The organism is Pseudomonas sp. SO81 (genome assembly GCF_030374125.1).
Classification (GTDB): Bacteria; Pseudomonadota; Gammaproteobacteria; order Pseudomonadales; family Pseudomonadaceae; genus Aquipseudomonas.
In genome coordinates, this window is the sequence record NZ_CP126126.1 from 1,721,609 (window position 1) to 1,740,479 (window position 18,871).

Consider the following 18,871-nt stretch of genomic DNA (forward strand, 5'->3'; position numbering starts at 1 on the left):
GCCGTGGACGAGCGCGCACTCTAGCACAGCACCCTATTCTATTCAGGCAGCCTGTTAGATCGAAACGATCTAGGCATATGCCCGGTTTTCAGACCGGGTTGGGACAGTCGATGAACAGGTGTTCGATAGCGAAACGCCGCGCCAGATAGTCGCCCAGGGCCTGCACGCCGTAGCGCTCGGTGGCGTGATGGCCGGCGGCGATAAAGCCCACGCCGTTCTCCCGCGCGCTGTGGAAGGTCTGCTCGGAGGCCTCGCCGGTCAGGTACAGATCGACACCGGCGGCGATGGCGTTGTCGATGTAACCCTGGCCGCCGCCGGTGCACCAGCCGATGCGCCGGACCATGCCCTGCCCTTCCACCAGCAGCGGTTCACGGCCCAGCACTTCCTGCACGCGCCGGGCGAAGTCACGGGCGCTCATGGGCTCGGCCAGCGAGCCGAGCAGACCGACCACCTTCGGATTGTTCGGGTCGAGCGGGCCTTCCACGGTGATGTCGAGCTGGCGGGCCAGCTGCACGTTGTTACCCACCTCGGCATGCACATCCAGCGGCAGGTGGTAGGCCAGCAGGCTGATGTCGTTGCCCAGCAGGGTCTGCAGGCGGCGGCGCTTGATGCCGGTGATGCAGGCGTCCTCGCCCTTCCAGAAGTAGCCGTGATGGACCAGCACCACGTCGGCCTCGGCTTCCACCGCGGCGTCCAGCAGCGCCTGGCTGGCGGTCACCCCACTAACGATGCGGCGCACCTGCGGCCGGCCCTCGACCTGCAGGCCGTTGGGGCAGTAGTCGCTGATGCGCGCGGCGCCGAGAAAGCGGTCGGCTTCCTCGACCAGGGTGGTAAGGGCGATGGCCATGGTTTTTCCTCATCAAACTGTTGCGGACGCTGCCCTTCCGGCCGGCGGCACCTCTATAATGCCGCCACCTTAAGGGCCGCTCCAGGCCCTCGCAACCCTCAGGATTTCACTTAGATGCTCAAGGCCCTGCGCTTCCTTGGCTGGCCCCTGCTGGTCGGCCTGTTGCTGGCACTGTTGCTGATCCAGCGCTACCCGCAATGGGTCGGCCTGCCCGGCAACGAGGTGCACCTGCAGCAGGCGCCGCGCTACGGCATCGCCCAGGAAGGCCCGGTGTCCTATGCCGACGCGGTGAGCCGCGCGGCGCCGGCGGTGGCCAACCTATACACCACCAAGATGGTCAACAAGACCTCCAGCCATCCGCTGCTGGAAGACCCGGTGTTCCGCCGCTTCTTCGGCGACAACCTGCCCAAGCAGCGGCGCATGGAGTCGAGCCTGGGGTCGGCGGTGATCATGAGCGCGGAAGGCTACCTGCTGACCAACAACCATGTGGTCAGCGACGCCGACCAGATAGTCGTGGCGCTCAAGGACGGCCGCGAGACCGTGGCCCGCCTGATCGGCAGCGACCCGGAGACCGACCTCGCGGTACTCAAGATCGACCTGAAGAACCTGCCGGCCATGACCCTGGGGCGCTCCGACCAGATCCAGATCGGTGACGTCACCCTGGCCATCGGCAACCCGTTCGGCGTCGGCCAGACCGTGACCATGGGCATCATCAGCGCCACCGGCCGTAACCAGCTGGGCCTCAACACCTACGAAGACTTCATCCAGACCGATGCGGCGATCAACCCCGGCAACTCCGGCGGCGCCCTGGTGGACGCCCACGGCAACCTGATCGGTATCAACACCGCGATCTTCTCCAAGTCCGGTGGCTCGCAGGGCATCGGCTTCGCCATCCCGGTCAAACTGGCCCGCGACGTGATGAAGGCGATCATCGAGCGCGGCCAGGTGATCCGCGGCTGGCTGGGTATCGAAGTACAGCCGCTGACGCCAGAACTGGCCGAGTCCTTCGGTTTGCAGGGGCGCGCCGGCATCCTGGTCGCCGGCATCTACCGCGACGGCCCGGCGCAGAAGGCCGGCCTGCAGCCGGGCGACCTGATCCTGAAGATCGCCGACGAAGCCGCCGTCGACGGCCGCCGCTCGATGAACCAGGTGGCGCGCACCCAGCCGGGCGAAAAGGTGGTGATCGAGGTGCTGCGCGGTGGCGAGACCCTGGAGCTGACCGCCGAGATCGGCGTGCGCCCCCCGGCCGAAGTACAACAGCCGCAGCAACCCTAAGCAGCGGCCATGAAAAAAGGCGCCCCGCGGGGCGCCTTTTTCGTTACGGCGTCTAGCTAGAGCACTTGCCCCAGGGCATCCAGCAACGCCTGGTTCTGCTCAGGATTGCCGATGGTGATGCGCAGGAACTGAGCGATGCGCTGCTGCTTGAAGTGCCGCACGATCACGCCGTGCTCGCGCAGCGCCGCAGCCAGCTCGCCGGCATCCTTCTGCGGATGGCGGGCGAAGATGAAGTTGGCCGCCGAGGGCAGCACCTCGAAGCCCAGACCGGCAAGCGCGGCAACCACCTGCTCGCGGCTGTCGATCACCAGCTGGCAGGTCTCGCGGAAATAGGCCTCGTCCTCGAACGCCGCAGCGGCGCCGACGATGGCCATGCGATCCAGCGGATAGGAGTTGAAGCTGTTCTTGATCCGCTCCAGCGCCTCGATCAGGTCCGGATGGCCGACCGCGATGCCGACCCGCAGGCCGGCCAGCGAGCGCGACTTGGACAGGGTCTGGGTCACCAGCAGGTTCGGATACTTGTCCACCAGCTTGATCGCTGTCTCACCACCGAAATCGATGTACGCCTCGTCGACCACCACCACGCTGTCCGGGCTGCCCTGCAGCAGGCGCTCGACGGCTTCGAGCGGCAGCAGGCAGCCGGTCGGTGCGTTGGGGTTGGGGAAGATGATGCCGCCGTTGGAGCGGGCGTAGTCTTCGACGCGAATCTGGAACTGCTCGTCCAGCGCCAGCGCCTCGTAGGGAATGCCGTACAGGCCGCAGTACACAGGGTAGAAGCTGTAGGTCACGTCGGGGAACAGCAGCGGCTTGCCGTTCTGGAACAGGCCGTGGAAGGCATGCGCCAGTACCTCGTCGGAGCCGTTGCCGACGAAGACCTGGGCGGTGCTCACGTCGTAGTAATCGGCCACCGCCTGCTTCAGGCGGTCGCTGTTCGGGTCCGGATACAGGCGCAGGCTGTCGCCCAGCTCGGCCTGCATGGCCGCGATCGCCTTGGGCGACGGGCCATATGGGTTCTCGTTGGTATTGAGCTTGACCAGCTTGGCCAGTTTCGGCTGCTCACCCGGCACGTAGGGCACCAGGTCCTTGACGAAGGGGCTCCAGAATTTGCTCATGCCCTTCTCTCCTCGATTCGGATTTCAGTGAGGCGCGCACCGCGCGCCTGCGCGATTCAGTTCTTGATGCGGTACTCGGCGCTGCGCGCATGAGCGGTCAGCGACTCGCCGCGGGCCAGCACGGAGGCGACCTTGCCCAACTCGGACGCCCCCTCGGCCGAGCAATGGATGATCGACGAGCGCTTCTGGAAGTCGTACACGCCTAGCGGCGAGGAGAAGCGCGCGGTACCGGAGGTCGGCAACACGTGGTTCGGCCCGGCGCAGTAGTCGCCCAGGGCCTCGGCGGTGTAGCGGCCCATAAAGATCGCGCCGGCATGGCGGATCTGCGGCAGGTACTGCTCGGGATTCTCCACCGACAATTCCAGGTGCTCCGGCGCGATGCGATTGGCCACCTCGATGGCCTGGGCCATGTCGGCGACCTGGATCAGCGCACCTCGGCCTTCCATGGAAGTGCGGGCGATGGCCTCGCGCTCCAAGGTCGGCAGCAGCCTGGCGATGCTCTCGGCCACGCGATCGAGGAAGCCGGCATCCGGGCTGACCAGGATGGCCTGGGCGTCCTCGTCGTGCTCGGCCTGGGAGAACAGGTCCATGGCGATCCAGTCCGGATCGGTCTGGCCGTCGCAGACGACCAGGATCTCCGACGGACCGGCGATCATGTCGATGCCGACCTTGCCGAACACGTGGCGCTTGGCAGTGGCCACATAGATATTGCCGGGCCCCACAATTTTATCGACCGGCGGCACGCTCTCGGTACCGTAAGCCAGCGCGGCCACGGCCTGGGCACCACCGATGGTAAACACGCGATCGACGCCGGCGATGGCGGCGGCAGCCAGGACGATCTCGTTGATCTCGCCGCGCGGGGTCGGCACCACCATGACCACTTCCGGCACGCCGGCGACCTTGGCGGGGATGGCGTTCATCAGCACCGACGAGGGGTACGAGGCCTTGCCGCCCGGCACGTACAGACCGGCGCGATCCAGCGGGGTGACCTTCTGCCCCAGCACGGTGCCGTCGGCCTCGGTGTAGGTCCAGGAGTCCTGCTTCTGCCGCTCGTGGTAGAGGCGCACGCGCTCGGCAGCCTTCTCCAGCGCCGCGCGCTGCTCGGGGCTGATGCGGGTCAGGGCCAGCTCCAGACGCTCGCGCGGCAGGATCAGGTCGGCCATGGAAGCGACCTGCAAGCCGTCGAACTTCTCGGTGAACTCGACCAAGGCGGCATCGCCGCGACTGCGCACGGCGGCGATGATATCGAGCACGCGCTGGTTGACCGCGTCGTCCGACACGCTTTCCCAGCTCAGCAGATGATCCAGGTGTCGCGCGAAGTCCTGGTCAGCGGCATTGAGTCGGCGGATGGCGGTAGGAGCGGTCATAGCGGGCCTCTTGATTGGCTATTGCTCAGGCGCCCGTAGAGTACCAGCCGCCCCGTGCGGGCACCTGAGAATTCTGGCTATGACACGGATAGGCGCGTGCGGCGCAGAGCCGCACTGTAGGTATCAGCGTTGGTGTCGGGATTCGACGGCGTTGCGCAGGGTCTCGATCAGCGCCTGGATGCGGCCATGCTGCATCTTCATCGAGGCCTTGTTGACGATCAGGCGGGAGCTGACGTGGGCGATCAGCTCCTGGGGCTCCAGACCGTTGGCACGCAGGGTGTTACCGGTGTCGACCACGTCGATGATCTTGTCGGCCAGGCCGACCAGCGGCGCCAGCTCCATGGAACCGTACAGCTTGATCACGTCGACCTGACGGCCCTGCTCGGCGTAGTAACGCTTGGCCACGTTGACGAACTTGGTGGCCACGCGCAGGCGACCTTTCGGCTCCGGCGCGCCGACCTTGCCGGCGGTCATCAGCTTGCAGTTGGCGATCTGCAGGTCGAGCGGCTCGTACAGGCCCTGGCCGCCGTACTCCATCAGCACGTCCTTGCCGGCCACGCCGAGGTCGGCGGCGCCATGCTCGACATAGGTCGGCACGTCGGTGGCGCGCACGATCAGCAGCTGCACGTCATCCTGAGTGGTCGGGATGATCAGCTTGCGGCTCTTTTCCGGATTCTCGGTCGGCTCGATGCCTGCCGCGGCGAGCAGCGGCAGGGTATCGTCGAGGATGCGGCCCTTGGACAGCGCTATGGTCAGCATGAAATGCCCTTACTAGCCCGGCACGCGGCGGATCTTGGCGCCGAGCAACTGCAGTTTTTCCTCGATGCACTCGTAACCACGGTCGATGTGGTAGATGCGGTCGATCAGGGTTTCGCCCTCGGCGACCAGCGCGGCGATCACCAGGCTGGCGGAGGCACGCAGGTCGGTGGCCATGACCGGTGCGCCTTTCAGCGCAGGCACGCCGGTGACGATGGCTGTGTTGCCCTCGACCAGAATCTGCGCGCCCATGCGGTTCATCTCGTAGACGTGCATGAAGCGGTTCTCGAACACGGTCTCGATGACGGTACCGGTACCCTCGGCGATGGCGTTGAGGGAGATGAACTGGGCCTGCATGTCGGTCGGGAAGGCCGGGTACGGCGCGGTGCGCACGTTGACGGCCTTCGGCCGCTTGCCCTTCATGTCCAGCTCGATCCAGTCCTTGCCGGTGGTGATCTCGGCGCCCGCTTCCTGCAGCTTGGCCAGTACGGCCTCGAGGATGGTCGGATCGGTGTCCTTGAGCTTGACCCGGCCACCGGTGGCGGCCGCAGCCACCAGGTAGGTGCCGGTTTCGATACGGTCGGGCATCACGCTGTAGCGACCGCCGCCGAGGCGCTCGACGCCGTCGATGACGATGGTGTCGGTGCCGGCACCGCTGACCTTGCCGCCCATGGCGTTGATGAAGTTGGCCAGGTCGACCACTTCCGGCTCACGCGCGGCGTTTTCCAGCACGGTACGGCCCTTGGCCAGGGCCGCGGCCATCATGATGTTCTCGGTACCGGTCACGCTGACGATATCGAAGAAGAAGTGCGCGCCACGCAGGCCGCCTTCCGGGGCCTTGGCCTTGATGTAGCCGCCTTCGACGTCGATCTTCGCGCCCATGGCTTCCAGGCCACGGATGTGCAGGTCGACCGGACGCGAACCGATGGCGCAACCGCCGGGCAGGGCGACTTCGGCTTCACCGAAGCGAGCGACCATCGGACCGAGGACCAGGATCGAGGCGCGCATGGTCTTCACCAGCTCGTACGGCGCGACCAGGGTCTTGATGCTGCTGGCATCGACTTCGACGCTGAGCTTCTCGTCGATGATCGGCTGCACGCCCATGCGACCGAACAGCTCGATCATGGTGGTGATGTCGTGCAGGTGCGGCAGGTTGCACACGGTGACCGGGGTGTCGGCCAGCAGGGTGGCAGCCAGGATCGGCAGGGCGGAGTTCTTCGCACCGGAGATACGGATTTCGCCATCGAGGCGGATACCGCCGGTAATAATCAGTTTGTCCATTCGGATCTCGATCTCGTTGCCCGCAGGCTCAGGAACGCTCGGCCCAGGCGGCCTGGCTGAAGAATTTCATGGTCACGGCATGGATGGCGCCACTGGCGATCCACTCGTTGAGATGGGCGTAGATCTGCTGCTGGCGCTTGACCGGGCTGAGCGCGGCCAGCTCGTCGCTGATCAGGTTCAGCTGGAAGTTACAGCCTTCGCCCTCCACCTCGACGCGGGTGTTGGGCAGCTTGGCCTCCAGGAGGTTCTTAACTTCTACGGCCTGCATGCTCAACCTCGATCGGCGCAAAAGGATTCTGGCGGGCCCAAGGCTCGCGGGGTCGGCAATGATACAAAAAAGCCCTCCGCCTGCGAAGCCCGGCAGACGGAGGGCTCTGGCGGCAGCTCAGAATCTACAAATCGTGAGTAGATTCTTAGACCGGCAGGCCGAGCAGCTGCTGCAGGCCGGATACCCGGGCGATGCCCTGCATGTCCTGCGGCAGGCCGCGTACTTTCAGGCTTTTTCCCGCTTTGGCGGCGTCGCGCATAAAGGCCAGCAGCAGGGACAGGCCGACGCTGCTGGATTTCGCCACCGCCGCGCAGTCCAGCACCAGCTCGCGGGCCGGACTGGCGGCGATCAGCTGGCGCCCGCTCTCGCGCAAGGCCGGGCCGCTGCGATAGTCGAGCACGCCGGAGAGCAGCAGCTCGCCGCCGGCACCCTGACGGATGGCGGCTTCGCTCATTGCTGGCCGCTCGCCTGCTGGCCTTCGGCGCTGTCCTTGGCCTTGGCCACCACTTCGGCCCAGCCGTCGATGGTCTTGTCCAGGTCATTGCCATTGCGCTGCATACTGTCGGCGAACTGGTCGCGGAACAGCTTGCCGACGTTGATGCCGTTGATGATCACGTTGCGCAGCTTCCACTGCCCGTCGATCAGCACCATGGTGTAGGAAACCGGATAGACGGTGCCCTTCTTGTCGGTGACTTCCATGCCAACGCTGGCGCGGTCGGCGCCTTCGGCCTTGGCCGGCAGCACGCGGATGCCTTGGTTGTCATATTCCAGCAGGGCATTGCCGTAGAACTGCATCAGGCTGCGTTTGAAGTTGTCCTCGAAACGCTGCAGCTGTGCATCGCTGGCGCCGCGCGAGTACTTCACGGTCATGATGCTGCGCGAGATGCCTTCGCTATCCACCACCGGGCCGAGAATACGATCCAGGGTGTCGTAAAAGGACTGCGGATTCTGTTTGTAGGCGGCCTTGTTGGCCTCGAGATCACCGAGCAGCTCGTCGGTGGTGCCCTTCACCACATCATGGGCGCTGGGCGCAGCCATGGCCGCCAGCGGCAGACTCGCCAGCAGGACCAGCAGGCCGCGGCGCAGGATCTTCAACATGTTCATTTGCTTTCCTTATTCACCGAGTTCATCAGGAACTTGCCGATCAGGTCTTCCAGCACCAGCGCCGACTGGGTGTCGTGGATGGTGCTGCCATCCTTGAGCAGATCCTCCTCGCCGCCGACGCTGATGCCAATGTACTTCTCGCCCAGCAGACCGGCGGTGAGGATGGAGGCGGTGGAGTCCAGCGGCAGGTTGTCGACCCGTTTCTCCAGCTCCATGGTCACGCGGCCGGTGTAGCTGTCGCGATCCAGGTCGATGGCGGTGACCTTGCCGATGGTCACGCCGGCCATGGTTACCTTGGCCCTAACGGTAAGACCGGCAATGTTGTCGAAGTTCGCATACAGCTTGTAGGTATCACCCGAGCTGGCGGCGGACAGGCCACTGACCCGCAGGGCGAGCAGCAGCAGCGCCAGCAGTCCAGCCAGCAGGAACAGGCCGACGCCGATTTCCAGGGAGCGGCTTTGCATCAGAGATCTCCAAACATCAGGGCGGTCAGAATAAAGTCGAGGCCGAGCACGGCGAGGGAGGCATACACCACGGTCTTGGTGGTGGCGCGACTGATGCCTTCCGAGGTCGGCTCGCAGTCGTAGCCCTGGAACACGGCGATCCAGGTCACGACGAAGGCGAACACCATGCTCTTGATCACGCCGTTGAGCACGTCTTCGGTGAATTCCACGCTGTTCTGCATGTTCGACCAGAACGAGCCTTCATACACACCGAGCCAGTCGACGGCGACCATGGCTCCGCCCCAGATACCGACCACGCTGAAGATGGCGGCCAGCAGCGGCATGGAGATGAAACCGGCCCAAAGGCGCGGGGCGATGATGTACTTGAGCGGGTCGACGCCGATCATTTCCAGGCTGGACAGCTGCTCGGTGGATTTCATGTTGCCGATCTCGGCGGTCAGCGCCGAGCCGGCACGACCGGCGAACAGCAAGCCGGTGACCACCGGACCCAGCTCGCGCAGCAGGGTCAGGGCGACCATCTGCCCCACCGCCTGCTCGGAGCCGTAGCTGGTCAGGATGTTATAGCCCTGCAGGGCCAGCACCATGCCGATGAACAGGCCGGCGACCACGATGATCGGTAGCGACAGCACGCCGACCGAGTAGAGCTGGCGAATCAGCAGCTGGCCGCCATTGCGCAGGCCGCTGCGGCCGAACAGCGAGCTGAGCAGGAACAGGGTCGAACGGCCCATGGCCTCGACCACGTCGATGCCGGCGCGCCCCAGTAGGGCGATGCGTTCGAGAGGGGACTTCCTACGCATCAGCGCGCTCCCAGCAAATCATCGAGATAATCCGGCGCCGGATAGTGGAAAGGCACCGGACCGTCCGGAATGCCCTTCATGAACTGCTGGATGCGCGGGTTATCGGAATTCATCAGTTCGGCCGGCGTGCCCTGCCCCAGCACCTGGCCGTCGCCCACCACATAGATGTAGTCGGCGATACTGGCGGTCTCGGCCAGGTCGTGGGACACCACGATGCTGGTGATGCCGAGGGCGTCGTTGAGCAGACGGATCAGGCGCACCAGCACGCCCATGGCGATCGGATCCTGGCCGACGAACGGCTCGTCGTACATGAGAATCTGCGGATCCAGGGCGATGGCCCGGGCCAGCGCCACACGGCGCTTCATGCCACCCGACAGCTCGTCCGGCATCAGCTCGACGGCACCACGCAGGCCAACGGCCTGCAGCTTCATCAGCACGATGTCGCGGATCATCTCGTCGGACAGCTGGGTATGCACGCGCAGCGGGAAGGCGACGTTCTCGAACACGTCCAGGTCGGTGAACAGCGCACCACTCTGGAACAGGACACCAAACTGCTTGCGCATGTCGAACAGGTCGCTGCGCGACAGGGTCGGCAGGTTCTGTCCATTGACCCAGACTTCGCCACTGGCCGGCTTGAGCTGGGCGGCGATCAGGCGCAGCAGGGTGGTCTTGCCGCAGCCGGACGGCCCCATGATCCCTGTGACCTTGCCACGCGGGATGCGGATATCGACATTATCGAAGATGTTGCGCGCGCCACGCTTGAAGGTCAGACCCTTCAACTCGACGGCATAGGCATTCTCGGCGCTCATCCAAACTCCTTGTGATGCGGCCCTTCCATGGACAGACGCAAGTTCCCACGGCAGGGACACCTCGCGCCGCGGTCAGGCCGAACAGGGCGCGGAATATAGCATTGGCGGCTATTGCAGCCCAAGCCGCTGCAACTTTTTCACAACAATTGGTCACAAGATGCACCGAGCGTGCCGAGTGCCAGGTGAGGCCGACCGCCTTTGTCGGTATACTCCCTGCCTTTTATGCCGAGCACCGCGAAGATCTCATGAGCCAGACCAGCGACCTGATCCAGTCCGCACAGCGCACCATCCGCCTCGAAGCCGAGGCCGTGGAAAGCCTGCTGAGCCGCATCGACGCCGATTTCGTGCGCGCTTGCGAGATGATCCTGAACTGCAGCGGGCGCGTGGTCGTGGTCGGCATGGGCAAGTCCGGCCATATCGGCAACAAGATCGCGGCCACCCTGGCCAGCACCGGCACCCCGGCCTTCTTCGTGCACCCGGCCGAGGCCAGCCATGGCGACATGGGCATGATCACCAAGGACGACGTGGTCCTGGCCCTGTCCAACTCCGGCTCCACCGCCGAGATCGTCACCCTGCTGCCGCTGATCAAACGCCTGGGCATTCAGCTGATCAGCATGACTGGCAACCCCGAATCCGCGCTGGCCAAGGCCGCCGAAGTCAATCTGGACGCCCGCGTGGCCCAGGAAGCCTGCCCGCTGAACCTGGCGCCGACCTCCTCCACCACCGTCTCCCTGGTGATCGGCGACGCCCTGGCCATCGCCCTGCTGGAAGCCCGCGGCTTCACCGCCGAAGATTTCGCCTTCTCCCACCCGGGCGGCGCCCTCGGCCGCCGCCTGCTGCTCAAGGTCGAGAACGTGATGCATGCCGGCGAGCGCCTGCCGCTGGTACAGCGCGGCACCTCGCTGCGCGAGGCGTTGCTGGAAATGACCCGCAAGGGTCTGGGCATGACCGTGATCGTCGAGGCTGATGGCAAGCTGGCCGGGATCTTCACCGACGGCGACCTGCGCCGCACCCTGGACAAGGGCGTCGATGTGCGCGAGGCGAGCATCGACCAGGTGATGACCGTTCACGGCAAGACCGCCCGCGCCGAGATGCTCGCCGCCGAGGCCCTGAAAATCATGGAAGACCACAAGATCAACGCACTGGTAGTAGTGGATGACGAGGACAAGCCGGTTGGCGCTCTCAACATGCACGACCTGCTGCGCGCCGGAGTACTGTAAATGACCGCCGACCTGCTGCAACGCACCAAGGCCATCAAGCTCGCCATCTTCGACGTCGACGGCGTGCTCACCGACGGCAAGCTGTACTTCCTCGTCGACGGCAGCGAGTTCAAGACCTTCAACACCCTGGACGGCCACGGCATCAAGATGCTGATCAACTCCGGGGTACGCACCGCCATCATCAGCGGACGCAAGACCCCGGTGGTCGAGCGCCGCGCGCAGAACCTGGGCATCCAGCATCTGTACCAGGGCCGCGAGGACAAGCTGGTGGTGCTAGATGAACTGCTCGGCGAGCTGGGCCTGACCTACGAACAGGTCGCCTACCTGGGCGACGACCTGCCCGACCTGCCGGTGATCCGCCGCGTCGGCCTGGGCATGGCCGTGGCCAGCGCCGACGGCTTCGTCCGCCAGCACGCCCATGGCGTGACCAGCGCCCGCGGTGGCGAAGGGGCGGCGCGCGAGTTCTGCGAACTGATCATGCGCGGCCAGGGCACACTTGAAGCCGTCCAGGCCGCCTATCTCTAGGATCTGTCCATGAACGGCAAACTGCGCAACTACGTGATCGGCCTGCTGGCAGTCGCCCTGATCGGCGCACTCGGCTACTGGAACGTCCGCCCCGAGAGCTTCATGGAGCGCCGGGCGGCCGCCGAGGCCGACAACGCCATCGACTTCTACGTGGTCGGCGCCAGCACCCAGCAGTTCCAGGAAGACGGCAAGCTGCAGTACGAGATGACCGCCGCCAAGCTGGAACACATCAAGGCCAGCGACATCACCCTGCTGGACAAGCCGGACCTGCAACTCTACCGCGGCACCCAGTTCCCGTGGCACGTGCGCAGCGACAAGGGCGAGGTGGCGCCGGAGGGCAAGCAGGTCGAGCTGATCGACAACGTGCGCATCGCCCGCACCGATGCCAAGAACCGCCCGACCGTGATCACCAGCAGCCGGGTCACCGTATTCCCCGACGAGGAATATGCGCAGACCCAGCAAGCCGTTAGAATCGAGGCCGCCAATGGGGTGACCACGGCACAGGGAATGAAAGCGTACATGAACGACGGCAAGATCAACTTGCTGTCCAACGTAAGAGGCCAGCATGAGGTTCGTTAAAACCTTCCCCCTACTGCTCAGCCTGAGCGCCGCGCTCGGAAGCGCCAGCGCCTGGGCCCTGCCCAGCGACCGCGAACAACCGATCCGGGTCCAGGCAGACAGCGCAGAACTGGATGACAAGCAAGGTGTAGCCGTGTATCGCGGCGGCGTGGTGATCACCCAGGGCACCATGAAGATCACCGGCGACACCGTGACCATCACTCAGGATGCCAACGGCGAGATCGAAGTCTTCACCTCGGTGGGCAAACCGGCCTACTACGAGCAGAAGCCATCGGTCGACAAGGACATCGTCAAGGCCTATGGCCTGACTATCCAGTACTACGCGAGCAACGAGCGCATCGTACTGATCGACCAGGCCAAGGTGATCCAGCAGGGCAACACCTTCGAAGGCGAGAAGATCGTCTACGACACCCAGCGCCAGATCGTCAACGCCGGCCGCGCCACGGGCAGCGATGTCTCCACGCCGCGCCCGCGCATCGACATGATCCTGCAGCCGCGCAAGAAGAACGGCCAGCCGGAGCAGGCGCAGTAATGGCGACTCTCAAAGCCCAGCACCTGGCCAAGAGCTACAAGGGCCGCCAGGTGGTCCGCGACGTCAGCCTGTCCATCGACAGCGGCCAGATCGTCGGCCTGCTCGGCCCCAACGGCGCCGGCAAGACCACCTGCTTCTACATGATCGTCGGCCTGGTCCAGGCCGATCAGGGCCGCGTGCTGATCGACAGCCAGGACATCAGCCACCAGCCCATGCATGGTCGCGCCCGCTCCGGCATCGGCTACCTGCCGCAGGAAGCCTCGATCTTCCGCAAGCTGTCGGTGACCGACAACATCATGGCCATCCTCGAGACCCGCAAGGACCTCGACCGCGCCGGCCGCCAGGAGGCGCTGGAAGCCCTGCTGCAGGAATTCCACATCAACCACATCCGCGACAGTCTCGGCATGAGCCTGTCCGGCGGCGAGCGTCGCCGCGTGGAGATCGCCCGCGCCCTGGCCACCGAGCCGAAGTTCATCCTGCTCGACGAACCCTTCGCCGGTGTGGACCCGATCTCGGTCGGCGATATCAAGCAGATCATCCATCACCTCAAGGCCAAGGGCATCGGCGTGCTGATCACCGATCACAACGTGCGCGAGACCCTGGATATCTGCGAGACCGCCTATATCGTCAACGACGGCCAGCTGATCGCCGAGGGCGATGCCGAGACCATTCTGGCCAACCAGCTGGTCAAGGAAGTCTACCTGGGCCACGAGTTCCGCCTCTGAGCCCGAGCCCCGTGCGGGGCTTGCGCAAAGGGCTAGAATCATTCAAGGTCAGGCATATAATTTGCTTCCTAGGGCGGTTCGCCGCCTTGCAGTGGATGGCGCCACGCGCCGGCAAGTGAACAAGGTACCCAGCCCCACACCATGAAACCGTCGCTAGTCCTCAAGATGGGCCAGCAGCTGACGATGACTCCGCAGCTGCAACAGGCCATCCGTCTCCTCCAGCTCTCCACCCTGGACCTGCAGCAGGAAATCCAGGAGGCCCTGGAATCCAACCCCATGTTGGAACGTCAGGAGGAAGGCGAAGACTTCGACAACTCCGACCCGATGGCCGACAACGCCGAGCAGAACAGCCCTGCCCAGCAGGACAGCTCGAGCTTCCAGGACAGTACCGTCGCGGTAAACAACAACGAGAGCGCCGAAGACGGCGAATGGCACGACCGCATTCCCAGCGAGCTGCCGGTCGACACCGCCTGGGAAGACGTCTACCAAACCAGCGCCAGCAGCCTGCCGAGCAACGATGACGACGAGTGGGACTTCACCACCCGCACCTCCGCCGGCGAAAGCCTGCAGAGCCACCTGCTGTGGCAGCTCAACCTGGTGCCGATGTCCGATACCGACAAGCTGATCGGCGTCACCATCATCGACTGCATCAACAACCAGGGCTACCTGGAAGAATCCATCGACGAGATCGTCGAGTCCTTCGATCCGGAACTGGAGATCGAGGCCGACGAGGTCGAAGCCGTCCTGCACCGCATCCAGCATTTCGAGCCCGCCGGCATCGGCGCCCGCGACCTGCGCGAGTGCCTGCTCCTGCAGCTGCGCCAACTGCCGGCCAGCACGCCCTGGCTGGCCGAGGCACAGCGCCTGGCCGGCGATCACCTCGACGTGCTCGGCAGCCGCGACTACAGCCAGCTGATGCGCCGCATGAAGCTGAAAGAGGACGAGCTGCGCCAGGTCATCGAACTGATCCAGAGTCTCAACCCGCGCCCGGGCTCGCAGATCGAGGCCAGCGAACCGGAATACGTGGTGCCGGACGTGATCGTGCGCAAGCACAACGAACGCTGGCTGGTGGAACTCAACCAGGAAGCGGTACCGCGCCTGCGGGTCAACCCGCAATACGCCGGCTTCGTCAAACGCGCCGACTCCAGCGCCGATAACACCTTCATGCGCAATCAGCTGCAGGAGGCGCGCTGGTTCATCAAGAGCCTGCAGAGCCGCAACGAGACGCTGATGAAGGTGGCCACGCAGATCGTCGAGCACCAGCGCGGCTTCCTCGAATACGGCGACGAGGCCATGAAGCCCCTGGTCCTGCACGATATCGCCGAGGCGGTAGGCATGCACGAGTCGACCATTTCGCGTGTCACCACGCAGAAATTCATGCACACCCCGCGTGGCATCTACGAGCTGAAGTACTTCTTCTCCAGCCACGTCAGCACCTCCGAGGGCGGTGAATGCTCGTCCACCGCGATCCGCGCCATCATCAAGAAACTGGTGGCCGCGGAAAACGCGAAAAAGCCGTTGAGCGACAGCAAGATCGCTGGTTTACTGGAAGCACAGGGCATTCAGGTAGCCCGCCGCACTGTCGCCAAGTACCGTGAATCGCTCGGCATAGCGCCATCCAGCGAACGCAAGCGACTGATGTAAGCGGCCCTGAGCGGAAGGCTTCTGCACCACCGTACCGAGCGCCAGATACCCTGCATGGGGGGACCATGGCCCGCAGTGCACCAGCCCTTTCAGCCAACGTGTTACGGCGGCAGGCAAGCTAGTCTGTCTCTTACACCAGGCAACAAGGAGAAGCGGTATGCAAGTCAACATCAGTGGACATCAACTGGATGTGACCGACGCTCTGCGTGACTATGTCGGCGAGAAGTTGAGCCGGCTGGAACGCCATTTCGACAAGATCACCAATGTGCAGGTCATCATGGAGGTCGAGAAGCTGAAGCAGAAGATCGAAGCGACCCTGCACATTGCCGGCGGCGAAATCGTCGCCAACGCCGAACACGAAGACATGTATGCGGCCATCGACCTGCTGACCGACAAACTCGACCGACAACTGATCAAGCACAAGGAAAAGCAGCTGGGTCGCCTGCAAGGCGCCACGGCTCGCTGACAGCCCCTCCCAGATGATCCGACTCGAAACCATCCTGACTCCCGCACGTTCCCTGGTGAACGTGCCGGGAGGCAGCAAGAAACGTGTACTCGAACAGATTGCCAACCTGGTCGCCCGCGATCTCCCCGATCTGGACGCCCAGGACATCTTCGAAAACCTGATCGCTCGCGAGAAGCTCGGCTCCACCGGCTTCGGTAATGGCATCGCCATTCCCCACTGCCGCCTGTCCGGCTGCAGCGCACCGATCAGCGCCGTGCTGCACCTGGACTCGGTGGTGGACTTCGACGCCATCGACGGTGCACCGGTAGACCTGCTGTTCGTCCTGCTGGTGCCGGAAGCGGCCACCGACGAGCACCTGGAGCTGCTGCGCCAGATCGCCAGCATGCTCGACCGTAGTGAGGTGCGCGAGCGCCTGCGCCAGGCGCAGAGCAACGAGAGCCTGTACCAGGTCGTGGTCGACGTTCAGAGCGGCCACTGAGCACGGGAGGCGGCATGCGTCTGATCATCGTCAGCGGACGTTCCGGCTCGGGCAAGAGCACCGCCCTCGACGTACTGGAAGACAACGGCTTCTACTGCATCGACAACCTGCCCGCCGGCCTGCTGCCGGATCTGGCCGAGCGTGCCCTGCTGCAGACCGAGCTGCTGCACCCGCAGGTCGCCGTGTCGGTGGACGCACGCAACCTGCCCAGCCAGCTCAAGCGCTTCCCCGAACTGCTCGACGAAGTACGCAGCCGTCATATCCAGTGCGACGTGCTGTATCTCGATGCCGACGAGGACACCCTGCTCAAGCGCTTCTCCGAGACCCGGCGGCGTCACCCGCTGACCAACGAGGATCGCGCCCTGGCCGAGGCCATTCGTGACGAGGCGCAACTGCTGGCACCGATCATCGACCTGGCCGACCTGAAGATCGACACCACCCACCTGAACCTCTACCAGTTGCGCGACACCCTCAAGCTGCGCCTGCTGAACAAGCCGGAGCCGGGCACCGCCTTCCTGGTCGAATCGTTCGGTTTCAAGCGCGGCATGCCGGTGGATGCCGACCTGGTATTCGACGTGCGCTGCCTGCCCAACCCCTACTGGAAGCCGGACCTGCGCGACATGTCCGGCCTGGAGGCCCCGGTAGCCGAGTATCTGGCGGCGCAGCCGGACGTGGAGGAGATGTACCAGGACATCCAGGCCTACCTGCACAAGTGGCTGCCGCGCTTCGCCGCCAGCAACCGCTCCTACGTGACCATCGCCATCGGCTGCACCGGTGGCCACCATCGCTCGGTGTACCTGGCCAACCGCCTGGGCGAAGCCCTGAAACCCGTACTGAAGAACGTCCAGGTCCGCCACCGCGACCTCGGCTAAGGATTGCAATGCCCACCCGCGAAATCACCATCATCAACAAGCTCGGCCTACACGCCCGCGCCGCCGCCAAGTTCGTCGGCGTGGCCAGTGGCTTCCCCTGCCAGGTCCGCGTCGGCCGCTCGGCGGAGAGCCAGGTGGACGGCAAGAGCATCATGGCGGTGATGATGCTGGCCGCCGGCAAGGGCACCAACCTGCACCTGTTCAGCGAAGGCGAGCGTGAAGACGAGGCGCTGGACGCGCTGGTCGAGCTGATCAACAACAAGTTCGACGAAGGCGAGTAAACGCCGACGCATGAAAAAGGGGCCCTCGGGCCCCTTTTTCGTAGCCGCGCGGGCTCAGCTGCCGGCGACGGTCATCCGCTCGATCAGCACCGAGCCGGTGCGGATGTTGCCACGCAGCTCCAGGTCGCTACCCACCGCGACTATCTGGCTGAACATGTCACGCAGATTGCCGGCGATGGTGACTTCCTGCACCGGGAACTGGATCTCGCCGTTCTCCACCCAGAAACCGGCGGCGCCGCGCGAGTAGTCGCCGGTGACCAGGTTGAGGCCCTGCCCCATCAGTTCGGTGACCAGCAGACCGCGTCCCATGCGCTTGAGCAGCGCCTGCTGATCCTCGTTGCCATGGCTGACGAACAGGTTGTGCACGCCGCCGGAGTTGGCCGTGCTCGGCATGCCCAGCTTGCGCCCGGAGTAGGTGCCGAGGATGTAGGACACCAGCTCGCCACCGGCGACGAAGGGCTTGGCATAGGTGGCCAGGCCGTCGCCGTCGAAGGTGGCGCTGCCCATGGCGCGCGGAATGTGCGGGCGCTCGTCGAGGCTCAGCCACTCGGGGAACAGGCGCTGGCCCAGCGCGCCTTCGAGGAACGAGGAGTGGCGATAGAGGTTGCCGCCGGAAACGGCGGCGAGGAAGTGGCCGAACAGCCCGGTGGCCAGCTCCGGCGCGAACAGCACCGGCACCTCGCAGGTCGGCACGGGACGCGCACCGAGCCGCGCCACGCTGCGCTCGGCGGCCAGGCGGCCGATCTTCGCCGGGTCGGCCAGCAGCTCGCCCTGGCGATTGACGTCGTACCAGTAGTCGCGCTGCATCTGCCCGTCGCCTTCGGCGATCATCACGCAGCTCAGGCTGTGGCGGGTGCTGGCGTAGCCGCCGATAAAGCCATGGCTGTTGCCATAGACCCGGCAGCCCTGGTGAGTACTGAGGCTGGTGCCGTCGGCGTTGCTGATGCGCTTGTCGGTGGCGAACGCCGCCGCCTCGCAGGCCAGGGCCAGCTCCACCGCCTGTTCAGGCGCGATGGCCCAGGGATGGTAGAGGTCCAGCTCGGGCAGCTCGCGGGCCATCAGCGCGGCGTCGGCGAGGCCGGCGCAATCGTCCTCGGAGGCATGCTTGGCGATGGCCAGGGCCGCGGCCACCGTCTCGCGAATCGCCGCCTCGCCACTGGCGGAGGTGCTGGCCGAGCCCTTGCGCTGACCGACATACAGGGTGATGCCGAAGCCCTGGTCGCGGTTGAACTCGACCGTCTCCACCTCGCCCTGGCGCACCGTGGTGGACAGACCCTGCTCCATCGACACCGCCACCTCACAGGCGCTGGCGCCCTGGCGGCGCGCCTCGGCGATGATCTGCTCGACCTGCGCCTGCAGATCCGGCAGGGCCTGCGGGCCCACTGCTTGTGCTGAACTCATGTTGCACTCCAACGACGGGCGGCCGGTCCGCTGCGGACAGGCCCTCCCTGACTGGTTATCATGGCGGC

Annotated in this window: 23 protein-coding genes; 11 read left to right on the forward strand and 12 right to left on the reverse strand. The window is 65.1% G+C overall.

From position 1 onward, the window contains the following. Positions 1–88: 88 nt before the first annotated feature. On the reverse strand, positions 89–847 hold the full coding sequence (locus OH686_RS08310) for a Nif3-like dinuclear metal center hexameric protein (RefSeq protein ID WP_289537672.1): 759 nt from the start codon (positions 845–847) through the stop codon (positions 89–91). A 114-nt stretch (positions 848–961) separates the two neighbouring features. On the opposite strand from OH686_RS08310, the gene algW reads away from it, so the two are divergent. Then, positions 962–2,122, forward strand: a complete 1,161-nt coding sequence (gene algW, locus OH686_RS08315) for a Do family serine endopeptidase AlgW (protein WP_289537674.1) — start codon at positions 962–964, stop codon at positions 2,120–2,122. 56 nt (positions 2,123–2,178) lie between these two features. Here the strand turns inward: algW and hisC are convergent, their stop codons facing one another. The 10 genes from hisC to OH686_RS08365 form a co-directional block, all read right to left on the reverse strand. Then, positions 2,179–3,234, reverse strand: a complete 1,056-nt coding sequence (hisC, locus tag OH686_RS08320) for a histidinol-phosphate transaminase (protein ID WP_289537675.1) — start codon at positions 3,232–3,234, stop codon at positions 2,179–2,181. Positions 3,235–3,290: 56 nt separating this feature from the next. Then, a complete protein-coding gene (hisD, locus tag OH686_RS08325; RefSeq protein ID WP_289537677.1) occupies positions 3,291–4,601 on the reverse strand; it encodes a histidinol dehydrogenase in 1,311 nt (436 codons plus the stop codon). Between the two features lie 123 nt (positions 4,602–4,724). Then, a complete protein-coding gene (gene hisG, locus OH686_RS08330) occupies positions 4,725–5,360 on the reverse strand; it encodes an ATP phosphoribosyltransferase (RefSeq protein WP_289537678.1) in 636 nt (211 codons plus the stop codon). Between the two features lie 12 nt (positions 5,361–5,372). Then, on the reverse strand, positions 5,373–6,638 hold the full coding sequence (gene murA, locus OH686_RS08335; RefSeq protein WP_137974936.1) for a UDP-N-acetylglucosamine 1-carboxyvinyltransferase: 1,266 nt from the start codon (positions 6,636–6,638) through the stop codon (positions 5,373–5,375). A 28-nt stretch (positions 6,639–6,666) separates the two neighbouring features. After that, positions 6,667–6,906 carry a BolA family protein gene (locus tag OH686_RS08340; protein WP_137974937.1) on the reverse strand — a complete coding sequence of 80 codons (240 nt, stop codon included), beginning with the start codon at positions 6,904–6,906 and terminating at the stop codon, positions 6,667–6,669. A gap of 145 nt (positions 6,907–7,051) precedes the next feature. After that, on the reverse strand, positions 7,052–7,360 hold the full coding sequence (locus OH686_RS08345) for an STAS domain-containing protein (RefSeq protein WP_289537681.1): 309 nt from the start codon (positions 7,358–7,360) through the stop codon (positions 7,052–7,054). Continuing rightward, positions 7,357–8,004 carry an MlaC/ttg2D family ABC transporter substrate-binding protein gene (locus tag OH686_RS08350; protein WP_137975011.1) on the reverse strand — a complete coding sequence of 216 codons (648 nt, stop codon included), beginning with the start codon at positions 8,002–8,004 and terminating at the stop codon, positions 7,357–7,359. The genes OH686_RS08345 and OH686_RS08350 overlap by 4 nt, the downstream gene beginning before the upstream one ends. A 2-nt stretch (positions 8,005–8,006) precedes the next feature. After that, positions 8,007–8,474 carry an outer membrane lipid asymmetry maintenance protein MlaD gene (mlaD, locus tag OH686_RS08355; protein ID WP_137974939.1) on the reverse strand — a complete coding sequence of 156 codons (468 nt, stop codon included), beginning with the start codon at positions 8,472–8,474 and terminating at the stop codon, positions 8,007–8,009. Beyond that, entirely contained in the window at positions 8,474–9,271 is a 798-nt protein-coding gene (gene mlaE, locus OH686_RS08360) for a lipid asymmetry maintenance ABC transporter permease subunit MlaE (protein WP_137974940.1), read from the reverse strand. Before mlaE ends, mlaD begins: the two co-directional genes overlap by 1 nt. Next, positions 9,271–10,080 carry an ATP-binding cassette domain-containing protein gene (locus OH686_RS08365; protein WP_137974941.1) on the reverse strand — a complete coding sequence of 270 codons (810 nt, stop codon included), beginning with the start codon at positions 10,078–10,080 and terminating at the stop codon, positions 9,271–9,273. Before OH686_RS08365 ends, mlaE begins: the two co-directional genes overlap by 1 nt. A gap of 245 nt (positions 10,081–10,325) precedes the next feature. Between OH686_RS08365 and OH686_RS08370 the strand changes: the two genes are divergently transcribed. The 10 genes from OH686_RS08370 to OH686_RS08415 all read left to right on the forward strand — a co-directional run bounded on the left by OH686_RS08370 (position 10,326) and on the right by OH686_RS08415 (position 17,402). Beyond that, a complete protein-coding gene (locus OH686_RS08370; protein ID WP_289537684.1) occupies positions 10,326–11,300 on the forward strand; it encodes a KpsF/GutQ family sugar-phosphate isomerase in 975 nt (324 codons plus the stop codon). Then, positions 11,301–11,825, forward strand: coding sequence for a KdsC family phosphatase (locus OH686_RS08375; protein ID WP_289537685.1), 525 nt, complete (start codon positions 11,301–11,303; stop codon positions 11,823–11,825). A 9-nt stretch (positions 11,826–11,834) separates the two neighbouring features. Further along, entirely contained in the window at positions 11,835–12,404 is a 570-nt protein-coding gene (lptC, locus tag OH686_RS08380; protein WP_289537687.1) for an LPS export ABC transporter periplasmic protein LptC, read from the forward strand. Continuing rightward, a complete protein-coding gene (gene lptA / locus OH686_RS08385) occupies positions 12,391–12,936 on the forward strand; it encodes a lipopolysaccharide transport periplasmic protein LptA (RefSeq protein ID WP_137974945.1) in 546 nt (181 codons plus the stop codon). Before lptC ends, lptA begins: the two co-directional genes overlap by 14 nt. Then, a complete protein-coding gene (lptB, locus tag OH686_RS08390) occupies positions 12,936–13,661 on the forward strand; it encodes an LPS export ABC transporter ATP-binding protein (RefSeq protein WP_289537689.1) in 726 nt (241 codons plus the stop codon). The genes lptA and lptB overlap by 1 nt, the downstream gene beginning before the upstream one ends. Positions 13,662–13,802: 141 nt before the next feature. Beyond that, a complete protein-coding gene (locus tag OH686_RS08395) occupies positions 13,803–15,305 on the forward strand; it encodes an RNA polymerase factor sigma-54 (RefSeq protein WP_289537691.1) in 1,503 nt (500 codons plus the stop codon). 157 nt (positions 15,306–15,462) lie between these two features. Then, complete coding sequence (gene hpf / locus OH686_RS08400; protein WP_021701305.1) at positions 15,463–15,771, forward strand: ribosome hibernation-promoting factor, HPF/YfiA family; 309 nt, start codon at positions 15,463–15,465, stop codon at positions 15,769–15,771. Positions 15,772–15,784: 13 nt separating this feature from the next. Continuing rightward, positions 15,785–16,249 (forward strand): PTS IIA-like nitrogen regulatory protein PtsN, encoded by a 465-nt coding sequence (ptsN, locus tag OH686_RS08405; RefSeq protein WP_289537696.1) that lies wholly within the window; start codon positions 15,785–15,787, stop codon positions 16,247–16,249. Positions 16,250–16,263: 14 nt separating this feature from the next. Continuing rightward, positions 16,264–17,121, forward strand: a complete 858-nt coding sequence (gene rapZ / locus OH686_RS08410; protein ID WP_289537698.1) for an RNase adapter RapZ — start codon at positions 16,264–16,266, stop codon at positions 17,119–17,121. Between the two features lie 8 nt (positions 17,122–17,129). Continuing rightward, a complete protein-coding gene (locus tag OH686_RS08415; protein ID WP_137974950.1) occupies positions 17,130–17,402 on the forward strand; it encodes an HPr family phosphocarrier protein in 273 nt (90 codons plus the stop codon). Positions 17,403–17,456: 54 nt separating this feature from the next. Here the strand turns inward: OH686_RS08415 and pmbA are convergent, their stop codons facing one another. Continuing rightward, entirely contained in the window at positions 17,457–18,803 is a 1,347-nt protein-coding gene (pmbA, locus tag OH686_RS08420; protein WP_289537700.1) for a metalloprotease PmbA, read from the reverse strand. Positions 18,804–18,871: the final 68 nt, after the last annotated feature.

What these genes read in the sequence shown, in the direction of transcription:
- OH686_RS08310 (WP_289537672.1), bottom strand. Translation starts at nt 847, where the DNA reads ATGGCCATCGCCCTTACCACCCTGGTCGAGGAAGCCGACCGCTTTCTC.
- algW (WP_289537674.1), top strand. Translation starts at nt 962, where the DNA reads ATGCTCAAGGCCCTGCGCTTCCTTGGCTGGCCCCTGCTGGTCGGCCTG.
- hisC (WP_289537675.1), bottom strand. Translation starts at nt 3,234, where the DNA reads ATGAGCAAATTCTGGAGCCCCTTCGTCAAGGACCTGGTGCCCTACGTG.
- hisD (WP_289537677.1), bottom strand. Translation starts at nt 4,601, where the DNA reads ATGACCGCTCCTACCGCCATCCGCCGACTCAATGCCGCTGACCAGGAC.
- hisG (WP_289537678.1), bottom strand. Translation starts at nt 5,360, where the DNA reads ATGCTGACCATAGCGCTGTCCAAGGGCCGCATCCTCGACGATACCCTG.
- murA (WP_137974936.1), bottom strand. Translation starts at nt 6,638, where the DNA reads ATGGACAAACTGATTATTACCGGCGGTATCCGCCTCGATGGCGAAATC.
- OH686_RS08340 (WP_137974937.1), bottom strand. Translation starts at nt 6,906, where the DNA reads ATGCAGGCCGTAGAAGTTAAGAACCTCCTGGAGGCCAAGCTGCCCAAC.
- OH686_RS08345 (WP_289537681.1), bottom strand. Translation starts at nt 7,360, where the DNA reads ATGAGCGAAGCCGCCATCCGTCAGGGTGCCGGCGGCGAGCTGCTGCTC.
- OH686_RS08350 (WP_137975011.1), bottom strand. Translation starts at nt 8,004, where the DNA reads ATGTTGAAGATCCTGCGCCGCGGCCTGCTGGTCCTGCTGGCGAGTCTG.
- mlaD (WP_137974939.1), bottom strand. Translation starts at nt 8,474, where the DNA reads ATGCAAAGCCGCTCCCTGGAAATCGGCGTCGGCCTGTTCCTGCTGGCT.
- mlaE (WP_137974940.1), bottom strand. Translation starts at nt 9,271, where the DNA reads ATGCGTAGGAAGTCCCCTCTCGAACGCATCGCCCTACTGGGGCGCGCC.
- OH686_RS08365 (WP_137974941.1), bottom strand. Translation starts at nt 10,080, where the DNA reads ATGAGCGCCGAGAATGCCTATGCCGTCGAGTTGAAGGGTCTGACCTTC.
- OH686_RS08370 (WP_289537684.1), top strand. Translation starts at nt 10,326, where the DNA reads ATGAGCCAGACCAGCGACCTGATCCAGTCCGCACAGCGCACCATCCGC.
- OH686_RS08375 (WP_289537685.1), top strand. Translation starts at nt 11,301, where the DNA reads ATGACCGCCGACCTGCTGCAACGCACCAAGGCCATCAAGCTCGCCATC.
- lptC (WP_289537687.1), top strand. Translation starts at nt 11,835, where the DNA reads ATGAACGGCAAACTGCGCAACTACGTGATCGGCCTGCTGGCAGTCGCC.
- lptA (WP_137974945.1), top strand. Translation starts at nt 12,391, where the DNA reads ATGAGGTTCGTTAAAACCTTCCCCCTACTGCTCAGCCTGAGCGCCGCG.
- lptB (WP_289537689.1), top strand. Translation starts at nt 12,936, where the DNA reads ATGGCGACTCTCAAAGCCCAGCACCTGGCCAAGAGCTACAAGGGCCGC.
- OH686_RS08395 (WP_289537691.1), top strand. Translation starts at nt 13,803, where the DNA reads ATGAAACCGTCGCTAGTCCTCAAGATGGGCCAGCAGCTGACGATGACT.
- hpf (WP_021701305.1), top strand. Translation starts at nt 15,463, where the DNA reads ATGCAAGTCAACATCAGTGGACATCAACTGGATGTGACCGACGCTCTG.
- ptsN (WP_289537696.1), top strand. Translation starts at nt 15,785, where the DNA reads ATGATCCGACTCGAAACCATCCTGACTCCCGCACGTTCCCTGGTGAAC.
- rapZ (WP_289537698.1), top strand. Translation starts at nt 16,264, where the DNA reads ATGCGTCTGATCATCGTCAGCGGACGTTCCGGCTCGGGCAAGAGCACC.
- OH686_RS08415 (WP_137974950.1), top strand. Translation starts at nt 17,130, where the DNA reads ATGCCCACCCGCGAAATCACCATCATCAACAAGCTCGGCCTACACGCC.
- pmbA (WP_289537700.1), bottom strand. Translation starts at nt 18,803, where the DNA reads ATGAGTTCAGCACAAGCAGTGGGCCCGCAGGCCCTGCCGGATCTGCAG.